General features: G+C 54.7%; 19 protein-coding genes, 1 tRNA gene, 1 pseudogene and 1 other annotated feature. Of the genes and pseudogenes, 9 read left to right on the top strand and 12 right to left on the bottom strand.

Annotated elements, in window-relative coordinates:
* Nucleotides 1-80 precede the first annotated feature (80 nt).
* The 7 genes and pseudogenes from trpA to trpE form a co-directional block, all read right to left on the bottom strand.
* The gene (gene trpA, locus QYE77_RS15400) at nt 81-896 is read right to left on the bottom strand and encodes a tryptophan synthase subunit alpha (protein ID WP_399390602.1); all 816 of its coding nucleotides are present in this window, start codon (nt 894-896) and stop codon (nt 81-83) included.
* Nucleotides 897-980: 84 nt separating this feature from the next.
* A pseudogene (gene trpB, locus QYE77_RS15395) lies at nt 981-2,165 on the bottom strand (tryptophan synthase subunit beta); the annotation flags it as partial.
* Nucleotides 2,166-2,828 carry a phosphoribosylanthranilate isomerase gene (locus QYE77_RS12335; RefSeq protein ID WP_315625732.1) on the bottom strand — a complete coding sequence of 221 codons (663 nt, stop codon included), beginning with the start codon at nt 2,826-2,828 and terminating at the stop codon, nt 2,166-2,168.
* On the bottom strand, nt 2,818-3,621 hold the full coding sequence (gene trpC, locus QYE77_RS12330; protein WP_315625731.1) for an indole-3-glycerol phosphate synthase TrpC: 804 nt from the start codon (nt 3,619-3,621) through the stop codon (nt 2,818-2,820). The genes QYE77_RS12335 and trpC overlap by 11 nt, the downstream gene beginning before the upstream one ends.
* Nucleotides 3,618-4,637: an anthranilate phosphoribosyltransferase gene (gene trpD / locus QYE77_RS12325; protein WP_315625730.1), complete on the bottom strand. Its 1,020-nt coding sequence runs from the start codon at nt 4,635-4,637 to the stop codon at nt 3,618-3,620. Before trpD ends, trpC begins: the two co-directional genes overlap by 4 nt.
* A gap of 12 nt (nt 4,638-4,649) precedes the next feature.
* Nucleotides 4,650-5,219 carry an anthranilate synthase component II gene (locus QYE77_RS12320; RefSeq protein WP_315625729.1) on the bottom strand — a complete coding sequence of 190 codons (570 nt, stop codon included), beginning with the start codon at nt 5,217-5,219 and terminating at the stop codon, nt 4,650-4,652.
* Between the two features lie 15 nt (nt 5,220-5,234).
* Nucleotides 5,235-6,710, bottom strand: coding sequence for an anthranilate synthase component I (trpE, locus tag QYE77_RS12315; RefSeq protein ID WP_315625728.1), 1,476 nt, complete (start codon nt 6,708-6,710; stop codon nt 5,235-5,237).
* 40 nt (nt 6,711-6,750) lie between these two features.
* Nucleotides 6,751-7,060: a binding site (T-box leader), on the bottom strand.
* Between the two features lie 127 nt (nt 7,061-7,187).
* Between trpE and QYE77_RS12310 the strand changes: the two genes are divergently transcribed.
* The 8 genes from QYE77_RS12310 to QYE77_RS12275 all read left to right on the top strand — a co-directional run bounded on the left by QYE77_RS12310 (nt 7,188) and on the right by QYE77_RS12275 (nt 15,362).
* Nucleotides 7,188-7,258, top strand: a tRNA-Gln gene (locus QYE77_RS12310).
* A 136-nt stretch (nt 7,259-7,394) separates the two neighbouring features.
* Nucleotides 7,395-8,471: a bifunctional UDP-N-acetylglucosamine diphosphorylase/glucosamine-1-phosphate N-acetyltransferase GlmU gene (locus tag QYE77_RS12305; RefSeq protein ID WP_315625726.1), complete on the top strand. Its 1,077-nt coding sequence runs from the start codon at nt 7,395-7,397 to the stop codon at nt 8,469-8,471.
* The gene (locus QYE77_RS12300) at nt 8,464-9,768 is read left to right on the top strand and encodes a hemolysin family protein (protein ID WP_315625725.1); all 1,305 of its coding nucleotides are present in this window, start codon (nt 8,464-8,466) and stop codon (nt 9,766-9,768) included. Before QYE77_RS12305 ends, QYE77_RS12300 begins: the two co-directional genes overlap by 8 nt.
* Entirely contained in the window at nt 9,719-10,129 is a 411-nt protein-coding gene (locus QYE77_RS12295) for a cytidine deaminase (RefSeq protein ID WP_315625724.1), read from the top strand. Before QYE77_RS12300 ends, QYE77_RS12295 begins: the two co-directional genes overlap by 50 nt.
* A gap of 21 nt (nt 10,130-10,150) precedes the next feature.
* A complete protein-coding gene (recO, locus tag QYE77_RS12290) occupies nt 10,151-11,005 on the top strand; it encodes a DNA repair protein RecO (protein ID WP_315625723.1) in 855 nt (284 codons plus the stop codon).
* Between the two features lie 30 nt (nt 11,006-11,035).
* A complete protein-coding gene (locus tag QYE77_RS12285; protein ID WP_315625722.1) occupies nt 11,036-12,529 on the top strand; it encodes a M20/M25/M40 family metallo-hydrolase in 1,494 nt (497 codons plus the stop codon).
* Between the two features lie 69 nt (nt 12,530-12,598).
* Nucleotides 12,599-14,488 (top strand): lysozyme family protein, encoded by a 1,890-nt coding sequence (locus QYE77_RS12280; RefSeq protein ID WP_315625721.1) that lies wholly within the window; start codon nt 12,599-12,601, stop codon nt 14,486-14,488.
* A 22-nt stretch (nt 14,489-14,510) separates the two neighbouring features.
* Nucleotides 14,511-15,362, top strand: coding sequence for an alpha/beta fold hydrolase (locus QYE77_RS12275; protein WP_315625720.1), 852 nt, complete (start codon nt 14,511-14,513; stop codon nt 15,360-15,362).
* Between the two features lie 5 nt (nt 15,363-15,367).
* On the opposite strand, the gene cyaB is transcribed toward QYE77_RS12275, so the two are convergent.
* Genes cyaB through QYE77_RS12260 form a run of 3 tightly spaced genes read right to left on the bottom strand, consistent with a single transcriptional unit; the run spans nt 15,368 to nt 18,703 of the window.
* Entirely contained in the window at nt 15,368-15,991 is a 624-nt protein-coding gene (gene cyaB, locus QYE77_RS12270; protein ID WP_315625719.1) for a class IV adenylate cyclase, read from the bottom strand.
* Nucleotides 15,975-16,403, bottom strand: coding sequence for a hypothetical protein (locus QYE77_RS12265; protein ID WP_315625718.1), 429 nt, complete (start codon nt 16,401-16,403; stop codon nt 15,975-15,977). Before QYE77_RS12265 ends, cyaB begins: the two co-directional genes overlap by 17 nt.
* Entirely contained in the window at nt 16,400-18,703 is a 2,304-nt protein-coding gene (locus tag QYE77_RS12260; protein WP_315625717.1) for an ArnT family glycosyltransferase, read from the bottom strand. Before QYE77_RS12260 ends, QYE77_RS12265 begins: the two co-directional genes overlap by 4 nt.
* Nucleotides 18,704-18,907: 204 nt before the next feature.
* Between QYE77_RS12260 and QYE77_RS12255 the strand changes: the two genes are divergently transcribed.
* The gene (locus QYE77_RS12255) at nt 18,908-21,403 is read left to right on the top strand and encodes a helicase HerA domain-containing protein (protein WP_315625716.1); all 2,496 of its coding nucleotides are present in this window, start codon (nt 18,908-18,910) and stop codon (nt 21,401-21,403) included.
* A gap of 74 nt (nt 21,404-21,477) precedes the next feature.
* Here the strand turns inward: QYE77_RS12255 and QYE77_RS12250 are convergent, their stop codons facing one another.
* Together QYE77_RS12250 and QYE77_RS12245 are read right to left on the bottom strand one after the other, a co-directional pair.
* Nucleotides 21,478-22,038 carry a PadR family transcriptional regulator gene (locus QYE77_RS12250; RefSeq protein ID WP_315625715.1) on the bottom strand — a complete coding sequence of 187 codons (561 nt, stop codon included), beginning with the start codon at nt 22,036-22,038 and terminating at the stop codon, nt 21,478-21,480.
* 156 nt (nt 22,039-22,194) lie between these two features.
* Complete coding sequence (locus QYE77_RS12245) at nt 22,195-23,841, bottom strand: FAD-binding protein (RefSeq protein ID WP_315625714.1); 1,647 nt, start codon at nt 23,839-23,841, stop codon at nt 22,195-22,197.
* Nucleotides 23,842-23,975: the final 134 nt, after the last annotated feature.

Here is a 23,975-nt window from a genome sequence, read left to right as displayed (position 1 = left end):
TCTACTGAAAAGTGTACTTCATCCCTCAATCCCCGTCAAGTGATGATTGTCATACAATTATGAAGATCGTCACCGCTCAGTTACGCATATCCTACCCCATTTACCGCGTGAAGCAGAGAACCCAGAAAATCTGCCGCGGCTTCTGCGGGTCGGACTGACTTTGCCACGGCCTGGATCAGTGCGGAACCCACAATTACCCCGTCCGCCAGCGGATACAGGGTTTGGACCTGGTCGGGTGAGGCAATTCCAAATCCCACCGCCAAAGGCAATGGGGTGATCTGGCGCACACGGCGGATAAAAGCACCCAGATCAGGTGGCAACGAATCGCGTGCCCCGGTCACGCCGGTTACCGAAACCAAATAAAGAAACCCTGTTGCGCCCTGGGCTATTTGCGCAATCCGGGCTTCAGCGAGGTTGGGCGGAATAAGTGGCACGAAAGCCAGATCATGCGCCTGACACATCCGTCGTACCGGGAGGGATTCTTCGAGCGGAAGGTCCGGGATGATCAAACCGTCCACGCCAACACGACCAGCGTCCCGGATAAAGGCTTCCAGGCCATAGGCTAACAACGGATTGAGATAGCTCATGAAAAGGAAGGGCTGTTCCAGGCCTTGTTCCCGCAACCGCACCACCAACTCCAAAGCCGCGGAAACATTCATCCCTTGGGCCAGAGCAAGTTGACTGGCGTGCTGAATGGTCGGACCATCCGCTAGCGGATCTGAAAAAGGAATCCCCAGTTCAATCAGGTCAGCGCCAGCCTGGGCCAGAGCCTTAATCACCTCCAAGGAATCCTCTAAGGAAGGATACCCAAGCGGAAAGTAAGGTATGACCGCCGGGCGGTGTCTCCCCCGGGCTTTGTCAAAAGCATTGGCAACACGTTCTCTACCCGCAGGCAATGCCCGCTGCGATATCAAGGACGGGATAGAAAGACTAATTCGTGTTAAGGGTTGCCCAAGATCCGGAACAGAAGTGGGCGAGTTCAACGCATGGGCAACACTCTCCAAATCTTTATCCCCCCGCCCAGAGAGATTGACCAGGATGATGGACTCTACAGGCAACTGAGGGGCCAGACGAATGGCTTCAGCCAGCGCATGAGCCGATTCTAACGCCGGTAGAATCCCCTCCAGGCGGGCCAGCGTTTGAAAGGCATCTAAGGCTTCACGATCCGTCGCCGTCGTGTAAGTAACCCGGCCCTGTTCATGCAACCAGGCATGTTGCGGACCGACCGCCGGATAATCCAGCCCCGCTGAAATGGAATGCGTCCCTAAAACCTGACCATCGTCATCTTGAAGCAGGTAAGTCAGGTTACCGTGTAGCACACCAGGGCGGGCACCCGCTCCTTTAGCCAATCGCGCAGCGTGCCGTCCGCTCGCCAAGCCCAGACCACCCGCCTCAACTCCGATTAGACGTACCTCTTCATCCTCGAGAAAGGCAGAGAAAAGTCCAATGGCGTTCGAGCCGCCTCCCACACAGGCAATACACACATCCGGAAGGCGTCCGCATGCGGCCAAAATTTGCGCCCGCGCTTCCTGACCAATGACAGCCTGGAACTCGCGCACAATATGCGGATAAGGGTAAGGTCCCAGCGCGGATCCAATCAAATAGTAGGTGTCTTTTACATGCGTCACCCAATCCCGAATCGCCTCATTGACGGCATCTTTGAGCGTGCGACTGCCACTTGTCACCGGACATACTTCGGCGCCGAGTAGATGCATGCGCAACACGTTTGGTTGTTGGCGCGCCATGTCCACCTCACCCATGTAAATCACGCATTCCAATCCTAAAAGCGCGCACGCTGTGGCCGTCGCCACCCCATGCTGTCCAGCGCCTGTTTCGGCCACGACCCGCCGCTTCCCCATCCGGTGCGCCAATAAGGCTTGTCCCAACGCATTGTTGATCTTATGAGCGCCTGAATGCGCCAGGTCTTCACGCTTGAGGTAGATTTGAGCCCCACCCAGAGCCGCACTTAAGCGGCGCGCATAGGTCAAGGGTGTCGGGCGCCCCACGTACGTCTTCAGCAGAGTGTCCAGTGTGACTTTAAATTCCGCATCCTCCAATGCAGCCATGAAAGCCTGCGTGAGTTCTTGGAGCGGCGGGATCAATGTCTCAGGAACGTACTGGCCGCCATAAGGTCCAAAGCGGGGCGAAAAGCGGGTTGTCATCATTCACCTCTTATGTGAAAGGGATAGCATCGTGTAAGTATCACGCACTTGGCGAAGGAACTCCTCCAGGCGGACTTTATCCTTGTGTCCAGGGGTAGCTTCCACTCCCGAGGCCACATCCACCCCCCAAGGCTGAACCTGGGTAATGGCCGTTGCCACATTTTCAGGGGTTAAGCCACCCGCCAATAGTAACGGGATCCGGTGGGCCGCCCAGGCCGCGATTTGCCAATTGGCCACCTGCCCACTCCCACCATAGACACCGGGTCTTGCCGCATCCACCAGACAGGCCGGGGGATCAGGACGTAACGGATAGGCGTTAAGAAGCGCCTCCATCTCATCCTGGGAGTGAGGGCGGAAAGCCTTGAAGGCACGGTATCCCATACGCTTGACCTCTGCGGGCGATTCATCACCGCTCAATTGCGCCAAATCCAATTGGCACTCGTCCAAAATTCGCAACACTTCATCCGCAGGCGTATTAACAAACACACCTACCAGCGTGGCCTCGGGATAAAGGGAACGAATCACCTCCACGATCGAGCGACATTTTTCAGGTAAAAGATAGCGCGGGCTGCGCGGATAAAAATTGAACCCCAACAAGGCCGCACCGGCCGCTAAGGCGATCAACGCATCTTCCAGCGTCGTGATTCCGCAAATCTTAGCCACCATGATTACTCCCTTCCCCACGCAACTCGCGGAGCAAAGCAACGGGATTAGAAGCCAGTACCAAGACCTCACCGATCAAAAAAGCATCCACTCCTACCGAACGCAACCTCTGGATGTCCTCTCGGGTGTGAATGCCGCTCTCGGCAATCACCCGAATACCCGCCGGGATCAAATGGCGCAACGTAATCGTCGTGTCCAGGCTGACGGAAAAATCGTGCAAATTACGGTTATTAATTCCGATGAGGCGCGGTAGGCCAGCGTGCAATGACTTTTCCAAATCTTCCACGGTGTGAATCTCCACCAATGCCGTCATACCCAGGGTCTGAGTTAAGGCCATCAGGTCCTGAAGAAGCACCCTATCCAGGTAGGATGCAATAAGCAAAACCGCACTCGCCCCCGCCGCCCGTGCTTCGTAAAGTTGATAGGGATCGAAAATAAAATCCTTACGTAACACCGGGAGAGGAATTGTGCGCGCCACTAAGGATAGGTCTTCCAGGTCGCCCTGAAAGAAGCGTGGTTCGGTGAGCACACTCACTGCCACCGCTCCTCCCGCCTCATAAAGCCGTGCCTGGTCCACGACATCTAAATCTGCCCGCAGTATGCCACGTGATGGGGAGGCTCGTTTGATCTCGGCGACAATAGCCACCCTTCCATCCTGGGGGTGTAACGCGGTCAGAAAATCGCGCGGCGGAGGGCTCTGTTCGGCCAAACGACGTACCTCAGTCAGGGGGTGTTGGTGCTTAACTCGATCCAGATCCTCAACCCGGGCAGCAAAGATATCCCGCAACCGGCTCATAAGACCACCTCGTGGGAGAAAGCGATCAAGGCTTCTAAGCGGTGTAAAGCCGCACCGCTTTCTAAAGACTCTTCGGCTTCGCGCAAGGCTGCCGCCATATCTCCCCCCTCAACGGCTAAGGCTGCCGCCGCATTGAGCAAAACGACATCCCGGCGCGGTGAACGATCCTCGCCGGCAAGTAGTGAGCGTAGAATCCGGGCATTTTCCTCGGGAGACCCACCCCGCAGGTCATTCAGGCTCGCCGGGCGCAAACCCAGATCGCGCCCATCCAGGTCATAGGTCTCAACTCGCCCATCCTTCAGATGGCTGACCCGATTGGGCCCTGCCGTCGTTAATTCATCCACCCCACCGTAACCATGTACAACCAGTGCTGCTTTTCCACCCAGCGCACTTAAAACTTCGGCCATGACGTGGGTCCATTGAGGCTCGGCCACACCGATCAATTGATGCGTAGCTCCCGCCGGATTGGTCAGCGGGCCCAACAAGTTGAACACAGTGCGCTGGCCGATTTCACGGCGTGGGCCCACAGCATGCTTCATCGCCGGATGAAACCGGGGGGCGAAGAGAAAGCCAATACCAACTTCTTCAATGCACCGCGCCACCTGCTCTGGTGTAAGGTCCAGGTTAACCCCCAGCGCTGCCAGCACGTCAGCACTCCCACATTGAGACGACGCGGCGCGATTGCCATGCTTGGCTACTTTGCGCCCTGTACCGGCAATCACAAAAGCGGCTGCGGTAGAAATGTTGAAGGTGTGTTGCCCATCTCCTCCGGTGCCGGCCGTATCCACCACCGGACCGGAAAAAACCAGTGGCACCGGCGTAGCGTGAGCACGCATGGCACGCGCACTGCCCAAAATTTCCTCTGGTGTCTCACCTTTCATGCGTAGAGCGATCAGATAGGCTCCAATTTGAGCTGGCGTTGCCTCACCACGCATGATCAGGTTCATCGCCTCTTCGGCTTGGGCTTCGTTTAGATGCTGATATTTGACCAATTGGGCAATATACGATTGAAGCATTTTTCCACCTCCTTACGCGAGCTTTATTTCAAGGAAATTCTGCAAAAGTCGCTGTCCCTCCTGAGTCAAGATGGACTCGGGATGAAACTGTACCCCAAAGATAGGGAACTTGGCATGACGCACACCCATAATCTCACCCTCGTCAGTCCATGCGGTGATCTCAATTTCGGGGGGAAGGGATGGCTCAACCAAGAGAGAGTGATAACGGGTCGCCTCAAAGGGGTTGGGCAACCCGGCAAATAACACATTGCCATTATGATGGACTAAAGACGTCTTTCCATGCATGACTCGCGCAGCGCGTACAACGCGTCCCCCAAATGCCGCCGCAATGCACTGATGCCCAAGACACACGCCTAAAATCGGTATGTGCGAGCCCAATTCGCGGATGACCGCAATAGAGATCCCTGCATCATCCGGGTCACCGGGCCCCGGCGAGATTACGATGTGAGAAGGGTAAAGTTGCCGGAGATCCGCACAAGTGAGCGCATCGTTGCGAAACACCTGGATCTCAGCCCCCAAGGCTCCCAGATACTGCACCAGGTTATAGGTAAATGAATCATAGTTATCAATGACCACAATCATCGCTAACCCTCCATCTCACCGCGATTCGGCCTCGGCCAGGTCTACAGCCACCAATAGAGCACGGGCTTTATTAAGCGTTTCTTCGTACTCCCGTTCGGGCACCGAATCAGCGACGATGCCCGCGCCGGCTTGAACAAATAAGCGTTCCCCTTGATAGACCAGGGTGCGAATGGTGATACAGGTATCCATGTTTCCCTCCCAACCCACGTATCCGGTAACACCGGCATATGGACCCCGGGGATGAGGTTCGAGATCACGAATAATTTGCATCGCCCGGATCTTGGGGGCTCCACTCACTGTGCCGGCAGGAAACGTAGCGCGCAATAAATCAAGGGCGTTGACCTCAGGACGCAAGTGTCCCTCAACCTGCGAGACAATGTGCATCACATGAGAATAGCGCTCCACAACCATGCGCTCTGGCACCTCAATGCTTCCGTACTCGCATACCCGCCCCAAATCATTGCGAGCCAGGTCTACCAGCATGATATGCTCCGCCCGTTCTTTGGGATCTGCCAGCAAATCCGCCTCATGAGCGAGGTCCTCGGCTGCAGTAGCGCCACGAGGCCGCGTGCCGGCAATCGGGCGCATCAGGGCATGCCTCCCTTCCAGCCGAACATGCAACTCAGGTGATGCGCCGATCAAATAAAACGGCTCCCCTGCCACCTCCCCAAAGTCGAAATAAAACATATACGGTGAAGGATTAAGGCGGCGCAGTGCGCGGTAAACCTGGAAAGGATGTACCTGCGCTGGCCGGACCAAACGCTGAGAGAGAACCGCCTGGAAAATCTCACCCGCGGTAATGTAATCCTTGGTTTGCGCTACCGCGGCAAGGAACTGGTCACGTTGAAAGGTTGAGCATGTTTCAGCCGTACTGCGCCTCTTATGAAAAGAAGGCAGCGCGGGTAAACGGGACTGGCGCAAGCGTGCCATAACCTCAGTTAGACGTTCCTCCGCCTCCACGGTGCCCCTTACCCCCGGACGTGCGATCAACAACATCTTGTTATAGGCATGATCAAAGACGATCAAGATCCCGGTCTCTAACAGCACAGATTCAGGTAGCGAAGGATCGGGGGTTAACCCGAGCACCGGCTCGAAATAACGCGCCAGTTCGTATCCGAGGTAGCCGACCCAGCCGCCGGTAAAACGCGGTAAATGGCAGGCTAAAGACATTTCAGGGGTTGCAACCTGGAGATAGGGCTGCAGAACCGCCAAGGGGTCGCTACTTACTGGCACGACCATACGGGTCTGTTCCCATTGATCTTGAACTTCCCAGCCATTGGAACGTAACACCCAGACCCGCTCAGGAAACAGACCAATAAAGGAGTATCGTCCTAATCGCTCACCCCCCACTACACTCTCCAGCAGAAACGTTGGCCCCGAATGGGCGATCTTGAGGTAGGCAGATACCGGGGTCTCGGTATCGGCGGGTAACTCATACACCCGCGTGCCATCTGCCAGGACATTAATATTGGCATGCTGTAGGGAGACCATGTTCATCACCTCCAACGGTTAAAACGCAGTCCCCTCCGCCATCAGGGACGGGAGGGGACTGTTTCCCGCGGTGCCACCCTGCTTAGACCAGCCGTTTACAAAAAATCCCGTCGGTGATGCGACGGGATGAACAAGGCCAGCCTCACTCTTCCGAGTACGCCGGATTTAACCGGATATACTCTTTGCCCTGATAACGGTGGCAACTCCGGCACAGGCTACTAGGCATTCCTTTCCGTTCGCCCTGCGGCTCAGGGAACCATTCAGCATCAGCGTACAGACAGGGCTCGCACCTGTTCCCTGCTCTCTGGACTGCCGTTTTGATGCTTACTCTTTCCCTTCAACGCCTTTACAAGCGGTCAGGCTATTCAAATGGGGAGGTTCAGATTGGTGGCAATTTTACAACGAACTTAAGTTTTGTCAAGGCATTGCCATCCCCTCAATTTGCGATTAAAATAAAGGGCGCTCTTATGCAAGCACTGGGGCGTGGTGCAATGGCAGCACACCGGACTTTGGATCCGTGGATCTTGGTTCGAATCCAGGCGCCCCAGCCTAGTGGTCGGCAATGAACGAAGCCCAAGACCCACCTTTATCTTCGTCATCACGCCGCACATCCTACCCCGTGAGTCTTGCCGCTAGGGCAATGCCTGGCAAGACTCGTTTGTTTTTTGGAGGACAGTCCCATCTATGAGTCAACGTATCACCCCTGTCATCCTGGCCGCCGGCTACGGCAAGCGGATGAAATCCACTCTGCCCAAAGTTCTTCATCCTTTGGCTGGCTTACCGATCATTCATCACATTCTGCGCGCTGTGCGTGTCGTGACTACTGAGCCGCCGGTTGTCGTGATTGGACATGGGGCTGATCAAGTGCGTCAAGCCATCGGTGATGGGGTGCGCTTTGCTTACCAGGCCGAACAACTGGGAACGGCACACGCCCTAAAAATGGCAGAGCCGCTTCTGGTCGGTCAGACAGATCTCATTCTGGTGGTTACCGGGGATATGCCCTTATTAACACCAACCACGTTTCGCCGCCTGATCGCGCTCCAAGCCACTAATTCCGGGCCACTGAGCCTGGTTACTCTGATCAACGAGAACTCCTATGGCTTCGGGCGGATCTTGCGCGGGCCCAATGGTCAGGTGCAAGGGATCGTGGAAGAAGCCCAGGCAACACCGGAGCAATTGGCCATCCGTGAACTCAATGCCAGTGTTTACTGCTTCAGGGCTGATTGGATTTGGGACGCCCTGCGCCGTGTGCCGCTTTCGCCCAAAGGGGAGTATTACCTTACTGATGTCGTCGGGATCGCCGCTCAAGACGGTCTGAACGTGCAGGCATTGGTGCTTGAAGATCCGCAGGAAGCCTTGGGGATCAATACCCGCGCTCACTTAGCCGAGGCCGAGGCCATCATGCGGCAGCGCATCATTTCCGCCTGGATGGACCAGGGCGTCACCTTTGTGGATCCGAGCAGCACGTATATCGAAGTTGACGTGAAAATCGGAATGGACACCGTCATTTATCCTTTTACCTCCCTGCGTGGTAAAACCCAAATCGGAGAAAACTGCCGTATCGGCCCCTTTACGTTGTTGCAAGATGTCACGGTGGGTGAAAATTGCCATCTGGTCGGGTGCGCATTGCAAAATCAGCAGATATCACCCGGCACATCCATCTTTCCCTCCCAGGGAACACTCTTTGTTGGAAGCGCCGATTCAAGGCAATCGCTATCGGCCATCTCCGCCACAGAAGATTTGTCTCCTCACTATGAGTAATTTTCTCAATATCGGGTTGATTGTCTTACTGCTTTTAGATTGGGGGGTAACGCTACTACGTGCCGCGTTGCTTGGCGCTCAGCGTGGACGTCTTATTTTGCGGGCTGAGGGACGAGAACAGGAAGTCGAACGCGCCATCCGCCTTTTGGAAGATCCCCACTTGCGGATAGGGTTACGATTCCTCCTCTCCCTTTTGCACTTGCTCTTGGGCTGGGCCTTGTGGCAAACACTGCTATGGCTAGGTCCTACCCTGGTCACCAGCTGGCTGGGAGTGGCGCTGGCGGGTAGTGTCATTCTAGCCATAGAACATCTATTGGAAGGTTCCATTGCACCCCATGCCGAAACATGGGTCTTACGCCTTTATGGCTTCTATCGTTTATTGGGTTTTCTGGTCCGTCCTGCAACAGTTCTATTGATCGCCCTGCGCAGGGGGCGGGTAACCGTGGAAGCCTCGCCGCACGCCGTCACCGAAGATGAACTCCGCGCCTGGGTTGAAAACGAGGATACGCCAGGCAGTCTGGAAAAGGGTGAGCGCGAGATGATCTATTCGATCTTCCAGTTCGGCGATACCCTGGCACGCGAAATCATGGTGCCCCGTATTGACATCCTGGCGCTAGAAGCCAGCACTACCGTGGAAGAGGCGATCCGCGCCTTTACCCAATCCGGACATTCCCGCGTCCCGGTTTACGAGGAAACCATAGATAACATTATTGGCTTGCTCTATGCAAAAGACCTTCTCCGCATTCAACTCGAACCCGAGAAGCCATCAAACATCCGTCCTTTCCTGCGCCAGGCCTATTTCGTGCCCGAATCCAAAAAGGTGGATGATCTCTTGCGCGAGATGCAGATGCGCAGTATTCACATGGCTATTGTGGTGGATGAATATGGAGGCACCGCCGGCCTGGTCACCCTTGAAGACATTGTCGAAGAAATCGTGGGTGAAATTCGGGATGAGTATGATCAGAGCGAAGAATTGCCCTACCAAAAACTCGGCCCGGATGAGTACGTCTTGCATGGACGGCTCTCCCTGGATGACGTGAACGATTTGCTCGACTTAAATCTAGATACCGATATTGCGGACACCCTGGGAGGGTACATTTATAGCGTCGTGGGCAAGGTACCGCTAGGCGGCGAGCAGATCCAAGTAGATGATTGGACGTTTATTGTAGAGCAGGTCAGTGGTCGCCGTATCCGCCGCGTTCATGCCATCCGTCAACCCACCCAAACCCCAACCGAGGAGGAAGCAAATGATGCTCGACAGCACAACACGCCAGCAGTTAGTAGCCACAGCGCTTGAAGCCCGCCAGTGGGCATATGCCCCTTACTCAGGCTATGCTGTTGGCGCCGCCCTGTTAACGGCCTCAGGGAAGATTTATGACGGCGTCAATGTCGAGAACGCGGCCTACCCGGATGGCATTTGCGCCGAACGGGTCGCTGTCTTCAAGGCCATCTCCGAAGGGGAACGTGAGTTTATCGCCATTGCCGTGGTTAGCCAGGATGGCGGATTTCCGTGTGGCTCATGTCGCCAGGTTTTGAGCGAATTTGGCTTAAATACCCTGGTCATTATCGCCAATCCTCAGGGTGAAATCCTCCAGGAAGCCACCGTAAGCGATCTCCTACCCCACGCCTTTGGACCGCAAAACTTACGGGATCGGTAGCCTCATCATCAATCGAGATCAATGGCGGTCATGAATTTAGCCCAGGAACGCGTGCTTAAGGTTGAAGCCGTGGTGCTCGAGCACCAGGAATGGGGAGAAGCCGATCGTTTGCTCACCCTCTTCACCCGCGAGTACGGACGAATGCGGGCAATAGCCAAGGGGGTGCGCCGCATCCGCTCGCGCAAGGCTGGTCACCTGGAGCCCTTTACCCGCGTTGCCCTGGTGCTGGCGCGTGGACGTGATCTGTGGATCATCACCCAAGCTGAAACCCTGGAAGCCAATCTAGCCCTGCACGGAGACCTTGAAGGTATTGGCTATGCCAGTTATGTGGCGGAATTATTAGAACGCTTGACTTACGAAGAAGGTCCCAACCCCAACCTCTACCGTTTGCTGGTGGATACTCTGCGCCGACTGGACGAAAACCTGGATCCGCCCGCGCTCATTTTGCGTTATTTCGAATTGCATATCCTGGATCTGGCCGGCTTCCGTCCCGAACTGACCGAATGCGTCACCTGCCGCCGGTTAATACAACCTGAAGATCAGTATTTTTCGTCCTCGTTGGGGGGTGTACTGTGCCCAACCTGTGGCAAGGTTGAGCCCTCGGCGCGGCCAGTATCCATGAATGCCTTGCGCTATCTGCGTCACTTGCAGCGTAGCACCTACCCCGAAGCCCGCCGAGCCCGCCCCAACCCTGCGATCACCACGGAAATGGAGCGGATTCTTCGAGATTATCTCACCTACATTTTGGAAGCACGGCTCAATAGCCCCGAATTCATAAGGCAAGTGCGCCAGAACCTCTCAACTACCGAGAGTTCTTCTCGCCCACCCGAAGAGAACGCTTCAGCCACCATTTCAGATACTGTAATTGACCTATAATAAAAAGAGAATTTACCTTGGGGGACGCCAATGCCACAGCTCCTTGCTTTAATTCCTGTTGCTTTGTTGTTTCTCCTCGCCATCATGCTCATACGTACGGCGCGCTTTGTCCGCCCGCCGCTTAGCCTGCCCCCTCTTCTCTTACCCGAGTGTGACGCCGATATCGCCGCCGAACACTTAGCTGAGGCACTCCGCTTCCCCACCATCACGCTCACCAATCAACCGCCCCCCAAACCTGACGCCTTTGTTGCCTTTCAGGCCTGGTTGGAACAATGTTATCCCCGCGTCCATGCCATCCTGGAACGTCTTCACTTTGGCCGAGATAGCCGACTCTATATTTGGCATGGGCGTCAACCGGACCTTGCGCCAGTGCTCTTCTCAGCACATGTTGATGTGGTTCCCGCCGAGGAAGGGCTTGCCAGTGGCTGGCGCTACCCGCCCTTCGAGGGAGTTATTGCCGAAGGTGCCGTTTGGGGGCGCGGCGCCTTGGATATGAAAGGCCCACTTATTGCTATTTTTGAAGCCATTGAGTTACTGTTGCGAGAAGGCTATCAGCCCGAACGCACCATCTACGTGGCACTAGGGGAGGATGAAGAGAGTGGAGGGCAACACGGGGCAGCCCAAATCGCTACCTGGCTGGCCGAACAGGGCATTCACCCTATGGCCGTGCTGGACGAGGGCGGTGCAGTGACCGAGGGTGTCGTGCATGGCATCGAAAGCCCGCTGGCTCTGATCGGCGTCGCCGAAAAGGGTTTTACTGTCCTGCACCTGAAGGTCATAGGCGAAGGTGGTCATGCAGCGCTTCCACCCCGCGAGACTGCAATCTCAAGCCTGGCTCGAGCCCTCACCCGTTTGAATGACGAACCGTTCCCGGCTCGTCTTGATCACATAAGGGATCTCTATGGCGCCGCGGGTAGTGCTGCCTCACCCACTCTGCAATTTCTGCTGGCCAATACCTGGCTGTTTGGATCATGGCTAACCCACCGCCTGAGCCAAGATCCACGCACCAACGCGCTAATCCGTACTACGCTTACCCCGACCTTGATTCGCGGGGGCATAAAAGAAAACGTGCTCCCGCCTCAAGCTGAAGCCTGGCTTAATGCCCGCATCCTGCCGGGCGAGAGCCCCTTTACCGTTTTAGAACACGTGCGCCGTGTTGTAAACGATCCTAACGTTCAAATCGAGATTGTTCCTGGTGCCGCCTGGGCACCATCGCCCATTTCACCCTCCCACACCCCTGCCTATAAGGTTCTCCATCAGGTTATTACCAGCGTGTACCCCCAGGCTTTGGTTGCCCCTTATTTGATGGTCATGGCCTCTGATGCGCGCTATTACGCTCAGATAAGCCCCCAAGTGTATCGCTTTACCCCTTATGCCCTAACTTCCACTGATCTCGAAGGAATTCATGGTATTAATGAACACCTCTCCATCGAGAACTTAGGCAAAATGATCCAATTTTACGCCTTACTCATGCGCGTATGGGGACAATCTCGCTTGGAGAATGAACTGGGAAAAGCAACCTAGCCCCAAGGGGTATGGTAGACTTAACTTATGAGAGACCCGAGGGTCGGGAAGCCGCGAATGAGGTCAGGTATGGCTCGAAAAATCGCCGCATTAGGGGGAATTTTGGCCCTGGTCCTGATCGGGCTGAGTTCATCATCAATCCCGATTGCTCGGGCTGAAGAATCCACCCCCACAGAGGAACCCTACGCCCGCCGAACCACATTGACCTTTGAGTATACAGCCTACCAGTGGTGGGTGGTTGAGTGGCGCACGAACTGGATCGCCTGCGAGTTGGTCATCGAACACGAAGGGTTGCCATACGCGGATGAAATCCGCACCTGGTGCGAACCTCACGTCTATAACCTCTGGCGCAACACCCAACCCTGTGTCCTTTCCACCCCTGATCAGCCTTTAACGTCGTGCCCAGGGTACTATCTTCACTTGGCTGAACAATGGCAAGCCTCTCGTGAAATCGAGGTTGAACTCCCCTTGCCGACGGTTTGGTTAAATCTGGAAGGCTGCAGCCCTGAGTTACCACCAGGGCAATGTGATAGGCTACCTCTACTGCGACTGGAAGCCGAAGAACCACTCCCCAATGAAATCATTATCGCCGTAAATGGTAGTTTAGGTGGCGAACCCTTTACTTGCCGCGGTGCCACCTGTTCTATTCCCTTACGCCCGACCGGCCTGAACGGGGAAACGCTGGAATTTTGGGCTGACTCTTCTTATGGGGATTCTAGCCCTCACTACACGGCACTGGTACGCGTGCTGCCACGAGGCGACTTCATGGCGCCGGAGGGAAACACCGATCAACAACCTTACTATTACGTAGACATCCTGAGTTCTCAATGGCGCGGTAGCGCACCAGCCAGTTGCGCCGAAACTTGGCAAGCCTTTCCTGAACCTGGCGGACCGCCGCCCTGGCTCAGCACCCCAGACGATCCTCAAGCCTTGTACTCCTCGCTCACGCTTTATTATTTAGCCGGCATCTTGATCAGCCGGGGTGAGATAGATGCCACAGACTGCCCCTCCGGTGGATTACAAGCTCCCTTGATCGCCAACGCCTGTGGGGTACAACGCGCTTATGATCTCGTTCTAGAATGGCAAAATCGTTTTGATGAAGAGATTTGGCGGGTTGCCCAGGAAAGTGGTGTCCCGGCCCAATTGCTCAAGAACATCTTCAGTCGCGAAAGTCAGTTTTGGCCGGGCATCTACCAATCTTACCGCGAAGCAGGGTTAGGACAACTCACCGAGAACGGCGCCGACACACTTTTGCTCTGGAATCCTGGTTTCTTTGCCCAGTTTTGCCCCCTGGTATTGCATCAATCGCGCTGTGACTTGGGATTTGGTAACCTCAAAGCAGAAGAACAGGCAATGTTGCGCGGTGCGCTGGTGCGCCAGGTCAACGCCAGTTGCCCGGAGTGCCCGGCCGGAATTGACCTGACCCAGGCACAATTCAGCGTGCGTGTTTTCGCCGAAGGGCTCAAAGCCAATTGTGAGCAGGTCGGACGCCTGATCAGCAACCTGACTGGTCGCAGGGCTGGCGAGATCAGTTCTTACACCGACCTGTGGCGCTTTACTCTGGTGAATTACAACGCTGGTCCGGGATGTTTATTGCGTGCTCTCCGCGGGGCTTACGCTGCCGGCGAGCCGCTCGATTGGGAACACGTGGCCGCACATCTAGAACCTGTCTGTCAAAGCGCGATTGACTACGTGCGTGATATCAGCGAGCGCCTGAGTGGTATCCAACCCACCCCCACGTCATGGGTTTATCCGGGACAAACACCCCCCTCGCCTCCGCTGGTGATTCCACCAACTCCCACCCCGCGCCCTACATCTGCTACCCCAGTTCCTGGTGGACCTACGCCCACACCCGGCCCAGGCTATTATCCACCTGGTACCCTCTTTCCTACCCAGCCCGGTGGATATCCCGAACCCGGCGCTACGGCTACTCCGGGCGGAAATTATCCCGGCCCATAATACCATAATGAGGAATACGACGATGGCCTTAAAAGACTTGTTTCTCGAGGTCCAGGGATTAACTACGCACCTGTTTTGCATGGGCGAAGGCGAACAAGCAATTCTGCTCTTACATGGTGGTGGGGTGGACTCAGCGCGCCTCTCTTGGGAACCCATCATCCCCGCATTGGCTAAAACCCACCGTGTTTATGCACCCGATTTACCCGGTTATGGCGACAGCGCCCATCCGGATATCCCTTACACCATGGCTTTTTATATTGACTTTGTTACGGCCCTCCTGGACACCCTTAATTTAACACGAGTCACCGTGGCTGGAGTATCAATGGGTGGGGGAATTGCGATTGGGCTGACCCTCACCCACCCCGAGCGCGTTCAACGCCTGATACCAGTGGACAGTTATGGGTTACAGCGTTTTGCCCCAGCGCATCGCTGGTCGTACTGGCTGGTCCAACTGGATTGGCTTAACCGCCTAACCTGGTGGATTATCACACGCCACCCTGCGCTGGCTAAAGCCTCACTCCAGCAAGTCTTTTACGACCCGCGAAAAATTGACTTCGACTTGATGAACGCCGTGTGGGAAGAGGTGCGCAAACCCCATGCCGGGCGTGCCTTTCGCGCCTTCCAGCGCCATGAGGTGCTTAAGAATGGTTTACGCACCGTCTACTTGGATCGCTTGAATGAGATTAAAGTCCCCACGTTATTTGTTCACGGGGAACATGATCGCTTGGTACCGCTCGAATGCGCTTATGAAGCTCACCGGCGATTGTCCGGTTCACAACTGACCATCTTGCCTCAATGCGGACATTGGCCACAGCGTGAAAACCCGTCAGCCTTTATCCAGGCATTGATGGCCTTCCTTAGCACTATATCATAGGGTTATTATTCCTCATCGGCGACGCGCACTCCTAAATCTTCGGGCATTACTTTTACCCCGCTAAATGCCTCAAACGTCAGGTGGGGGGATTCAATGCGAAGAGCACGCTTAACCGTTTCAAATAACGCCAGGTAACTCTGGCGAACACGGGTATCCCAGTTCAAACCCAAACGCCGCGCCGTCGTTTCAATCGTTGCGGCATCTGGCCCTTCGATCTCACAGAAAATCCCATAGGGCATTTCGTCAATAACCACTTCTGCCGCGCCTAAGCGATAAGTGGTACGCCATTTTTCATAAATAACACTTACCTCCAGCCCCAATGCCTCTAACAGATGGCGCGCCACGTCAAAGTCATCCACTTCTACCTCAATCTCACGCCTTGTGCTCACTGGTAGGTCGGGTTGGGCAGGGCCTTTATAGGTGAGCATAGCCTTGACATCGCGACGCAAGCGCAGCACGCGGTGCTCGCGCGTCAGGCGGCGGTCGGGATAATCAAAACGCAGGTTGAGTTCATAACCGCGGGGTCGGACTTCCTCCGCCCCTAATACCAACAACCGCTGATGCAACCGCTGCGGGGATCGGATATAAAACTTAACTTCAATCTCCTCTTCGTTATTCGTCTTTGACACCGTAGTCATCCTTTCTTTCGGCATGGATTAACAAGAAAACACTTATCAACATGATAAGGTTAACCGCCAAGGCAAACGGCCAGTTCCACAGCCCGGTGGGAGAAGACGAAACCCAAAGCCGATCCGCCCAATTCCACGCACTCCAGGCCACCAAGGTCGTCTCGCACAAACGTAGCCCCCAACCTCGGCGTCTCCATAACCCTACAATACCTACCGCCCCGGCCAGCGCCCAGATAAAACCCGTCACAGCCAGATAGGTCGGACCAGGCCATAACTGAATCCCCATTAGCCACGGCCATAATGCGACGGCCTGGACCAAGCGCATTGCTTGGGTCAGGGTAAACCAAGCCATTCCCACGAGCAACGCCCAATTGCGCCAACTGCGTCGCGCGCGTTGGCCCGATCCATTCACCGCCACTGCACCTCCCACAAATGCACATGCGCTGGCTCGCCATCGCGCACGTTTAAAACCTCAATCTCCATCCGGAGTACCTCTTGCGGCGCCGGTAGGCTCAAGGTCACCTCACGCGGGAGTGGCGTTTCTCCCACTTCTTGGCTCACGACCATCGCCTCGGCTGTATCCGGCGCCCACAACTGCACGGTCACCCGAGTGGGCACACCGCCAACCCGAAACGTAAACGTATGAATTAACTTTGGGTCAGAGAACGTTAACTGAATTCGCAGCGGGTTCGCTTCATAAGTGCGGATCATTGTCGTGGGATCACCGTCAAAGGCATGCTGAATTTCTCCCATATCAAGGTAAGAGTACGCCACCTGGGCTTGACTGCCATCCAGCAAGGTAATTTTTCCTTCAACCAAAAGGCGACGCTGTTGGCGCTCCGCTTCAAGGATAGCCTCAATGTTGTCCACGTAGCGCAGGCGGACAAAGTAAAACCCTGGCCGACCATCGGGATACGGCAAAATTTGCTCAATTTGGAGCCCGGTAAACTTGGGACTATTGCGGGCACGCTCATATTCCTCCGGGGTCATCACTAATACCAGGGTTTCTAATTCGGGACGGTACTCATTTACAAAACCATCAATGTTTCCCAGTTCAAATGGCAGAGGATCGCCGGCAAAGAAGCGCGCCAGGGCGTCAGTGCCGTTGGCCCAGGTCGGTGAAACCAGGATTTTAGTCCCCGGGTGATCCTGCAGGTAGTCTTGTACAGCCGCAAAAATTTGCTGTGCACCGTACTGCATGCCGTTTAGCCCATAATTACGATACCACAGGGGCGCATTGTGCAACGAATCATGGAGCATCTCCAGCCCATATAGGCTCAACCCGGCAAAGGTAATGCCGGCGAGCACATTTAGGGTAATTGAGGGTATTAGCCATTTCGCCAGGCTTTGCCCTATGCGCCGGATCACCCATTCCAGCCCTAATGCGGTAAGCAGTGCCGCCGGAATCACCATAAACAGCGCCCGTGTCACCCCCATCTCTACCATGGCCGCTCCACTCGGTGCTGCCAATACTGCCACCAACAAGGTACGATAGGCCGGTTGTCGCAGGTGACGCATTACCAAAATAATACCAATGAGGGTGAAGAGCAACCCGGGGCGCCACAAATGCCCGTAATTTTTCATGACATGACGGATCAAATCCGGTGGATCAGGACGAAACCAGTAGAGCAGATTTAGCCCTTGCAGATATTCCTGCCCCCACAGGTGTAATTTCTCCTCTAACGGCAGAGGCTGCAGCCAGTACGAGCGCAAGATTTCAAGATGACGCAGCGTTTCCCCAGGATAAGTGAGTTGAAAACGAACATAAGGCAGAAGCAGAAGCACCCCTAACCCCAGTGCCTGTCCCGCCTCGCGGCGGTGCTGTAAGTGATAGCGAGCGTCGAGTACCGCCAGCAGAACGACACTCACCGCCACCACGACCTGGGCCGGGCTGTAACTATAAAAGGTTAGCGCAGCCATAAGGGCGGCAGAGAGCAAATAACGCGGCTGCTCCAAGCGATAACGCGAGTAATAGTAAAGAAAGCCAGCGTAAAAACTGGTTGCCAAAGCCGTTTCAAACGCCGTGCGCGAATGCAAAAACCAAGCCGGTGTGACGGTCAAAATTAACGTCGCTAACCAGGGAAAACGACTTCCAAAGGCTCGGCGCATGATTAACGCTACCCACAGCGCTGCCAAACAGGTAATCAAGGCAGACGTTGCCCGCGTGACGATCACCGAGCGGCCAAAGAGCAGATAAGGCAACACCTGGAGATACACCGACAGGCTCAGGTTGTACTGACCGCCGTTCTCGAAGTAGGTAGGGAGAAACTCGCCGTCATAATTGCGTAAACCATCGCGCAGGAAATCGGCAGCTAAAAGTGTTTGCACAGCCTCATCGCTGAAGAAATAGATCGGGAAACGGTCTAAACCTACCAGACGCGTGAATGCATAAAAGGCTATGGCCAGCACGGTCAAAGCGCCCACCCACGGCAGGGCTTGCACGCGCGACCAAAGACGCTGCCAGAACCTTGCGCCCGCCGAGGGTACCGCCTCAGTTACCCAAGATGGCAAAGGAAGTGATTCAGCATTCTGCGGTGGGTTACTCAGCGCCAGGGTATGGGTTTCCAGGGGTTCACCCTCAGGGGTTAGGGTGGTGACATTCAGGTGATAATGTTCGCCCGGCTGCAAGATCAGGCGCAAATTTACCTGGCGCAAAGCCGAGCGCCGCAGCGGTGAGGAAGAGGACTCGGTAGGGGTTTTAGACTCAGCCATGGCTCAGGGGAGATTATAGCACGAGGAAAAAGAGGGTAAATTGGGCCCGACACTCAACTCACACCACAACAGTGAGGCAACCCACAGGCGTTCATGACGTTATGTAACTATAGCCACTCTTGCCAAAACTCACTTCATGGAAATAATTTATAGATCATCATGATGCTATAATGAAACTAAGACTTCAAAAAACAGGATATCCACATGAGCAGTGAAAGACCAACTGGTTTTTATCTTGGCCGGATTTTCGATCCCGCCAAAAATGAGGTCTCCGAAAAACCGCTCATTTACGATCCTGCCGACTTGACCACCCATGCGGTGATCACCGGTATGACCGGTTCAGGTAAAACGGGGTTGTGCATCTCTCTGCTTGAAGAGGCTGCATTACAGGGCATCCCCGCCATCATCATTGATCCCAAGGGTGATCTGACCAATCTGGTGCTCCATTTTCCCGAATTACGCCCTGAGGATTTCGAACCCTGGCTAGATCCGGAGAGCGCCCGTCGGAGCGGTAAATCACTAAGTGAACTCGCAGCTGAAACGGCTCAAATGTGGCGTGAGGGCCTGGCCAAATGGGGGTTAGGTCCTGAACAACTGAGGGCTCTTCAGGAAGCGGTTGATTACACCATTTATACCCCCGGTTCCTCGGCCGGGGTACCCGTAAATATCCTAACCTCGTTTGCTGCACCTAATGTGCCCTGGGAGGAGAACCGCGAAATCCTGCGTGAAAAAATTAGCAGCACCGTTACGGCTTTGCTCGGTCTGGTGGGTCTGGATAATATTGATCCACTTCGTTCGCGGGAACACATCCTCATTTCAAACATCATTGAAACCGCTTGGAGTCAGGGATACGCCTTAGACCTCACTGAATTGATTATGCAAACCCAGAGCCCGCCTTTTGACCGCTTGGGGGCTTTTGCGCTGGATAATTTTTTCCCTCCCAAGGAGCGAGCCGAATTGGCGATGCTGCTCAACAACTTCTTGGCTTCTCCGTCTTTTCAGACCTGGCTTGAGGGAGATCCCTTGGATGTGGCGGCCTTCCTCTACACCCCAGAAGGAAAGCCTCGCCACTCTATATTTTATCTTGCCCACTTGAACGACAATGAACGCATGTTCTTCGTGACGTTGCTTTTCACCGCCATTGAGGCTTGGATGCGAAACCAGCGTGGCACCAGCGGCTTGCGCGCCATTGTCTACTTTGACGAAATTCTGGGTTACCTCCCACCTGTTGCTAATCCGCCTTCCCGCCCGGTGATGCTCCGCATGCTCAAACAAGCCCGGGCGTTTGGCGTCGGGTTGCTTCTGGCTACTCAAAACCCGGTAGATCTGGATTACAAAGGTCTCTCAAACGCTGGAACCTGGGCCATCGGGCGTTTACAGACCCAGCGAGATAAAGACCGCTTGCTTGATGGATTAGAAACCATCACCGGTGCGTTAGATCGGGGTCAAATGGATCGAATGATCTCGAGTTTGGGCAAACGGGTGTTCTTTCTTCACAATGTTCACTCAAAAGGACCAACGCTCTTCCAGACGCGTTGGGCGCTAAACTTCCTGGCCGGACCGCTCACTCGCTCCCAAATCCCGGCCCTAAATCGGCTGGCTAAGCGACAGGGTCAGCCTGTAACTCCTCCTGTGGAATCAACCATTTCCGCCCAGACCCCACCCCAACCCCCTTCTCAAAGCCCAATTAAGAGCGAGAAATCCGCTGCCTTCTCCAGCACACGCCCGGCTGTTCCAGCAGGAATTGATGAATTTTTCCTTCCCGGCAACCTTGACCTGCAACAAGCCATGACCATGGCAGGGCTATCTCCTGCCCGCGAGGTAACGACCCGGGGCATTCTGTATATCCCGGCATTGTTAGCTCAGGCCGAAATCCGTTACCTGGCACGCAAATATAACCTTGAATTCAGCCGTAAACTGACCGCCTTGGTAGACCGCGAACCCAGTGGGTTAATCCCCTGGGAGAAATTTGCCTGGCGCAATCTCGAGCCAGGTTCCCTTCACTCTCATCCCCTACCCCAGTCATTCTTTGCACCGCTTCCCGCATGGCTTAGCAACGTACGGCTGCTCAAAGACCTAGAAAAAGATTTCGTGGATTGGGTCTTCCGTAATGGAACCATTTATTTACGTGCTAACGAAGCGCTCAAAGTTTACGCCAGCCCCGCCGTTACGGAAGAGGACTTTCGAAAGCAATGTGAGCAAGCCGCTCAAGCGACCATTCGCGCCGAGAAAGCCAAACTGGAAGAGACCTATCAACGCAAGATAGATGCCTTGAAGGAGCGCATTGAGCGCCAAAAGGCTGAGGTTAAGCGGAAGGAAGATGAGTTTTCGCAACGGCGGATCGAAGAACTGGGCGCCGGGGGTGAGTTGCTCATGAGTCTGTTCGGAGGCCGAAAGCGCAGCGTTTCCAGTTCACTAACCAAAAGGCGACTGACAGCTCAAGCCAAAGCCGCGTGGGAGCAGGAGAAAAAAGACCTGGAAGCCCTAGAAAAGCAATTGGCAGCCTTAGAGCAAGATTACCAGAAAACCCTTTCAACCCTTCAGGAACGGTGGACCAAGATCATCACTGAGGAAACTCAGGTGCCGTTACCTCCGCAACGCAGCAATGTCTTTGTTGAATTATTTGGAGTTGTGTGGTGTCCGTACTTTTTGATCACCATTGAGGACCAAGAGCAAAAAGTACCGGCATTCAGCCTATAGATTTGTCGGAATAAATCCAGAAAAGGGCACGGTGGATATGGTCCGACCATTTAATTGGGATTTGATCGAGTAATCTATTCGGGCCCCTCATTGCATTTTGCTAAGTTTTCTTGCCAGCGTCTCAACCACTCGATCCGCAACTGATCCGTATCGCGGAGTAATTGAGCCATCCGCGCCAGCACCTCACAGCTTCGGGCATCCAGTTTTTCCGAGTCAATGCAGTAGGAGAGTTGATTCACATCACGGATCTTTTCTTCCAGGCGTTGTATCTCGCGTTCAATGTGAGCCAGAATCGTTGACTTGCTCATGAGGGTGGCAAACTGCATTTTGAGCAAAAAAGATCGAAAATACATATCCGGTTCTATCGGGGCTTCGAGCCAGGTGTGTAAGACCTGCTCACCTAAGGGCGTGATACGATACACCTTTTTATCTGGACGATTAGGGATCGGCATAGCCGCATAGGTCACCCAACCCCGCTGATACAAACGCTTGAGCACCGGATAAATGTAAGCCAGGGACACAGAGATGAAGTAGCGATTTGAATCGCGAATAATCCGGTTTAATTCATAGCCGGTTACCTCTTTGTACAACTTGATCAGTCCAAGCAGGATATAGTCAATTTCCATGATGGTCATTTCTTCCTACGGACATTTCTCCCTTACGGAGATTGTCTCACCACCGATATATCTCAACCTTTACACCCAAGACCTGACCTCGGCATAAAGCAAGCAAGGGTTAGCGCAGATCACCCAACCCTCGCTCCTATGTTAACCACTATCCGTCCTTCGCGTTTAACCCAGAGTCGCCGCATGGCGACCAGCGATCATCCCAAAGACCATCGCCGGGCCAAGGGTGGCACCGGGGCCAGGATAGGTACGCCCCATCACCGAAGCCGTCGTATTGCCGGCAGCATACAATCCCTCGATAGGCTGGCCATCCTCACGTATGACCCGCGCCCATTCATCGGTCAACAAACCACCTTTAGTCCCCAGGTCACCGGGCCACACCCGTACCGCATAAAAGGGCGGCCGCTCTACTGGTCCAAGGTTGGGGTTGGGCTTGACCGTTGGATCGCTATAAACACGGTCATAGGCGCTATCCCCACGGTGAAAATCCAGGTCTTTGCCGGTCTTGGCAAAGCGATTGAAGCGCTCTGCCGTTTTTACGAGGTTATCCGCATCTATTCCACAAGCCTGGGCCAACTCGGGTAGCGAATTTGCCCTAACCATCATGCCTGATTCGAACCATTCTTTGGGTGTGATACCCGGCAGCATCATCCCAAAGGGATAATATTTTCGATGCCGCGAGTCCATAATTAAAAATGCCGGGATCGCTGGCACCTGTTTATGGCGTTCGTATTGCCAATGCCCACAATCCACATATGACGCGGACTCATTCATAAACCGCTGACCGGAACTGTCCACAATAAACCCAAACGGTGCTGAACGTTCCCAAAGCATGAACTGTGCTTTGCCCTTGTGATCAATAAACACCGGCCCCCACCAGGCTTCATCCATCAAGGCCGTAGCGGCGCCGATGGCCATCCCGGCTTGGATAGCTACTCCCAAATCGCCAGGACTGGCTACTGTCCAATTGGTGGTGATCGGGTGAGGATGATAGGTCTGCCGCATCTCATTGTTATGGGCAAAACCACCCGCAGCCAGAATTACCGCCCTGGCATAAATAGCACTGCGCTTACCCTCTTTTTCCACTACCACGCCCTTGACCTTTCCAGATTCGTAGATCAACTCCACCATAGGGCTATTAGTCCAAATGGGGATAGCGCGCTGCAACGCGAGGTACACGAGTTGACCAATCAAGGCACCACCGAGGCCGGTCAACGACTTGCCGATCAGCCGGCTGCCAATGCTGCGAATCCCGATCACGTAGGCAGTATGGAGAAAAGCGGAAAAAAGGCGAAACGAAAGTGAGATTTTAGAGGCATCTAAGGTATGCAGTGCCAGGGGAAGGGCGCCGTTGATCTTGTTTTTGTAAGCACCCAACTTGTTGAGGTCAAAGAAATCGGGTTCGACGCATCGTCCTTTGACGCTCCCCCCAGGCTGTTCAGGATAATAATCGGCATAGCCCGGGGTATAGAAAAAGCGAAATCCTAAGCGCGAGAGCCATTCCACCATCCGCGGACCTTCGCGCAAATAGGCCTCGCGGCGCTCGGGTGAACTGGCCGGACCGACATCGCCGATTACGGTATCCATATACAAGCGGGCTTGCTCATAGGAATCGGGCACCCCGGCCTTAAGCATGAGGGGATTATTGGGAATCCACATTCCCCCGCCCGACATCCCTGAGGACCCACCGATGGTGTCCATGCTTTCAACAATGATAGGCTTAAGGCCGGCTTCCTTTGCCGCCAGCGCTGCCGTCATACCTGCAGCACCCGATCCAACAACCACCACCGTTTTTGAAGCATCACCGTTCATAGGCTCCCCTTTATGTAAATGAAAGATTGGATCTCCATCCTTGCCCTCACGGCAGCGAGCATGCCTCCGGAGCGCATTTACTGACTACCCTTCACACGAATTAACCCGGATACCATAATTGTTATATATTACTG

Origin of the sequence: Thermanaerothrix solaris (genome assembly GCF_032334255.1) — a bacterium.
GTDB classification, from domain to species: domain Bacteria; phylum Chloroflexota; class Anaerolineae; order Anaerolineales; family Anaerolineaceae; genus Thermanaerothrix; species Thermanaerothrix solaris.
This window is presented reverse-complemented; position numbering and strand designations above follow the sequence as displayed.

Bases quoted from the DNA above. Each gene is read 5' to 3' on its own strand.
- QYE77_RS12335 (WP_315625732.1), bottom strand. From the start codon at position 2,828: ATGGTGGCTAAGATTTGCGGAATCACGACGCTGGAAGATGCGTTGATC.
- trpC (WP_315625731.1), bottom strand. From the start codon at position 3,621: ATGAGCCGGTTGCGGGATATCTTTGCTGCCCGGGTTGAGGATCTGGAT.
- trpD (WP_315625730.1), bottom strand. From the start codon at position 4,637: ATGCTTCAATCGTATATTGCCCAATTGGTCAAATATCAGCATCTAAAC.
- QYE77_RS12320 (WP_315625729.1), bottom strand. From the start codon at position 5,219: ATGATTGTGGTCATTGATAACTATGATTCATTTACCTATAACCTGGTG.
- trpE (WP_315625728.1), bottom strand. From the start codon at position 6,710: ATGGTCTCCCTACAGCATGCCAATATTAATGTCCTGGCAGATGGCACG.
- QYE77_RS12305 (WP_315625726.1), top strand. From the start codon at position 7,395: ATGAGTCAACGTATCACCCCTGTCATCCTGGCCGCCGGCTACGGCAAG.
- QYE77_RS12300 (WP_315625725.1), top strand. From the start codon at position 8,464: ATGAGTAATTTTCTCAATATCGGGTTGATTGTCTTACTGCTTTTAGAT.
- QYE77_RS12295 (WP_315625724.1), top strand. From the start codon at position 9,719: ATGATGCTCGACAGCACAACACGCCAGCAGTTAGTAGCCACAGCGCTT.
- recO (WP_315625723.1), top strand. From the start codon at position 10,151: ATGGCGGTCATGAATTTAGCCCAGGAACGCGTGCTTAAGGTTGAAGCC.
- QYE77_RS12285 (WP_315625722.1), top strand. From the start codon at position 11,036: ATGCCACAGCTCCTTGCTTTAATTCCTGTTGCTTTGTTGTTTCTCCTC.
- QYE77_RS12280 (WP_315625721.1), top strand. From the start codon at position 12,599: ATGGCTCGAAAAATCGCCGCATTAGGGGGAATTTTGGCCCTGGTCCTG.
- QYE77_RS12275 (WP_315625720.1), top strand. From the start codon at position 14,511: ATGGCCTTAAAAGACTTGTTTCTCGAGGTCCAGGGATTAACTACGCAC.
- QYE77_RS12260 (WP_315625717.1), bottom strand. From the start codon at position 18,703: ATGGCTGAGTCTAAAACCCCTACCGAGTCCTCTTCCTCACCGCTGCGG.
- QYE77_RS12255 (WP_315625716.1), top strand. From the start codon at position 18,908: ATGAGCAGTGAAAGACCAACTGGTTTTTATCTTGGCCGGATTTTCGAT.
- QYE77_RS12250 (WP_315625715.1), bottom strand. From the start codon at position 22,038: ATGACCATCATGGAAATTGACTATATCCTGCTTGGACTGATCAAGTTG.
- QYE77_RS12245 (WP_315625714.1), bottom strand. From the start codon at position 23,841: ATGAACGGTGATGCTTCAAAAACGGTGGTGGTTGTTGGATCGGGTGCT.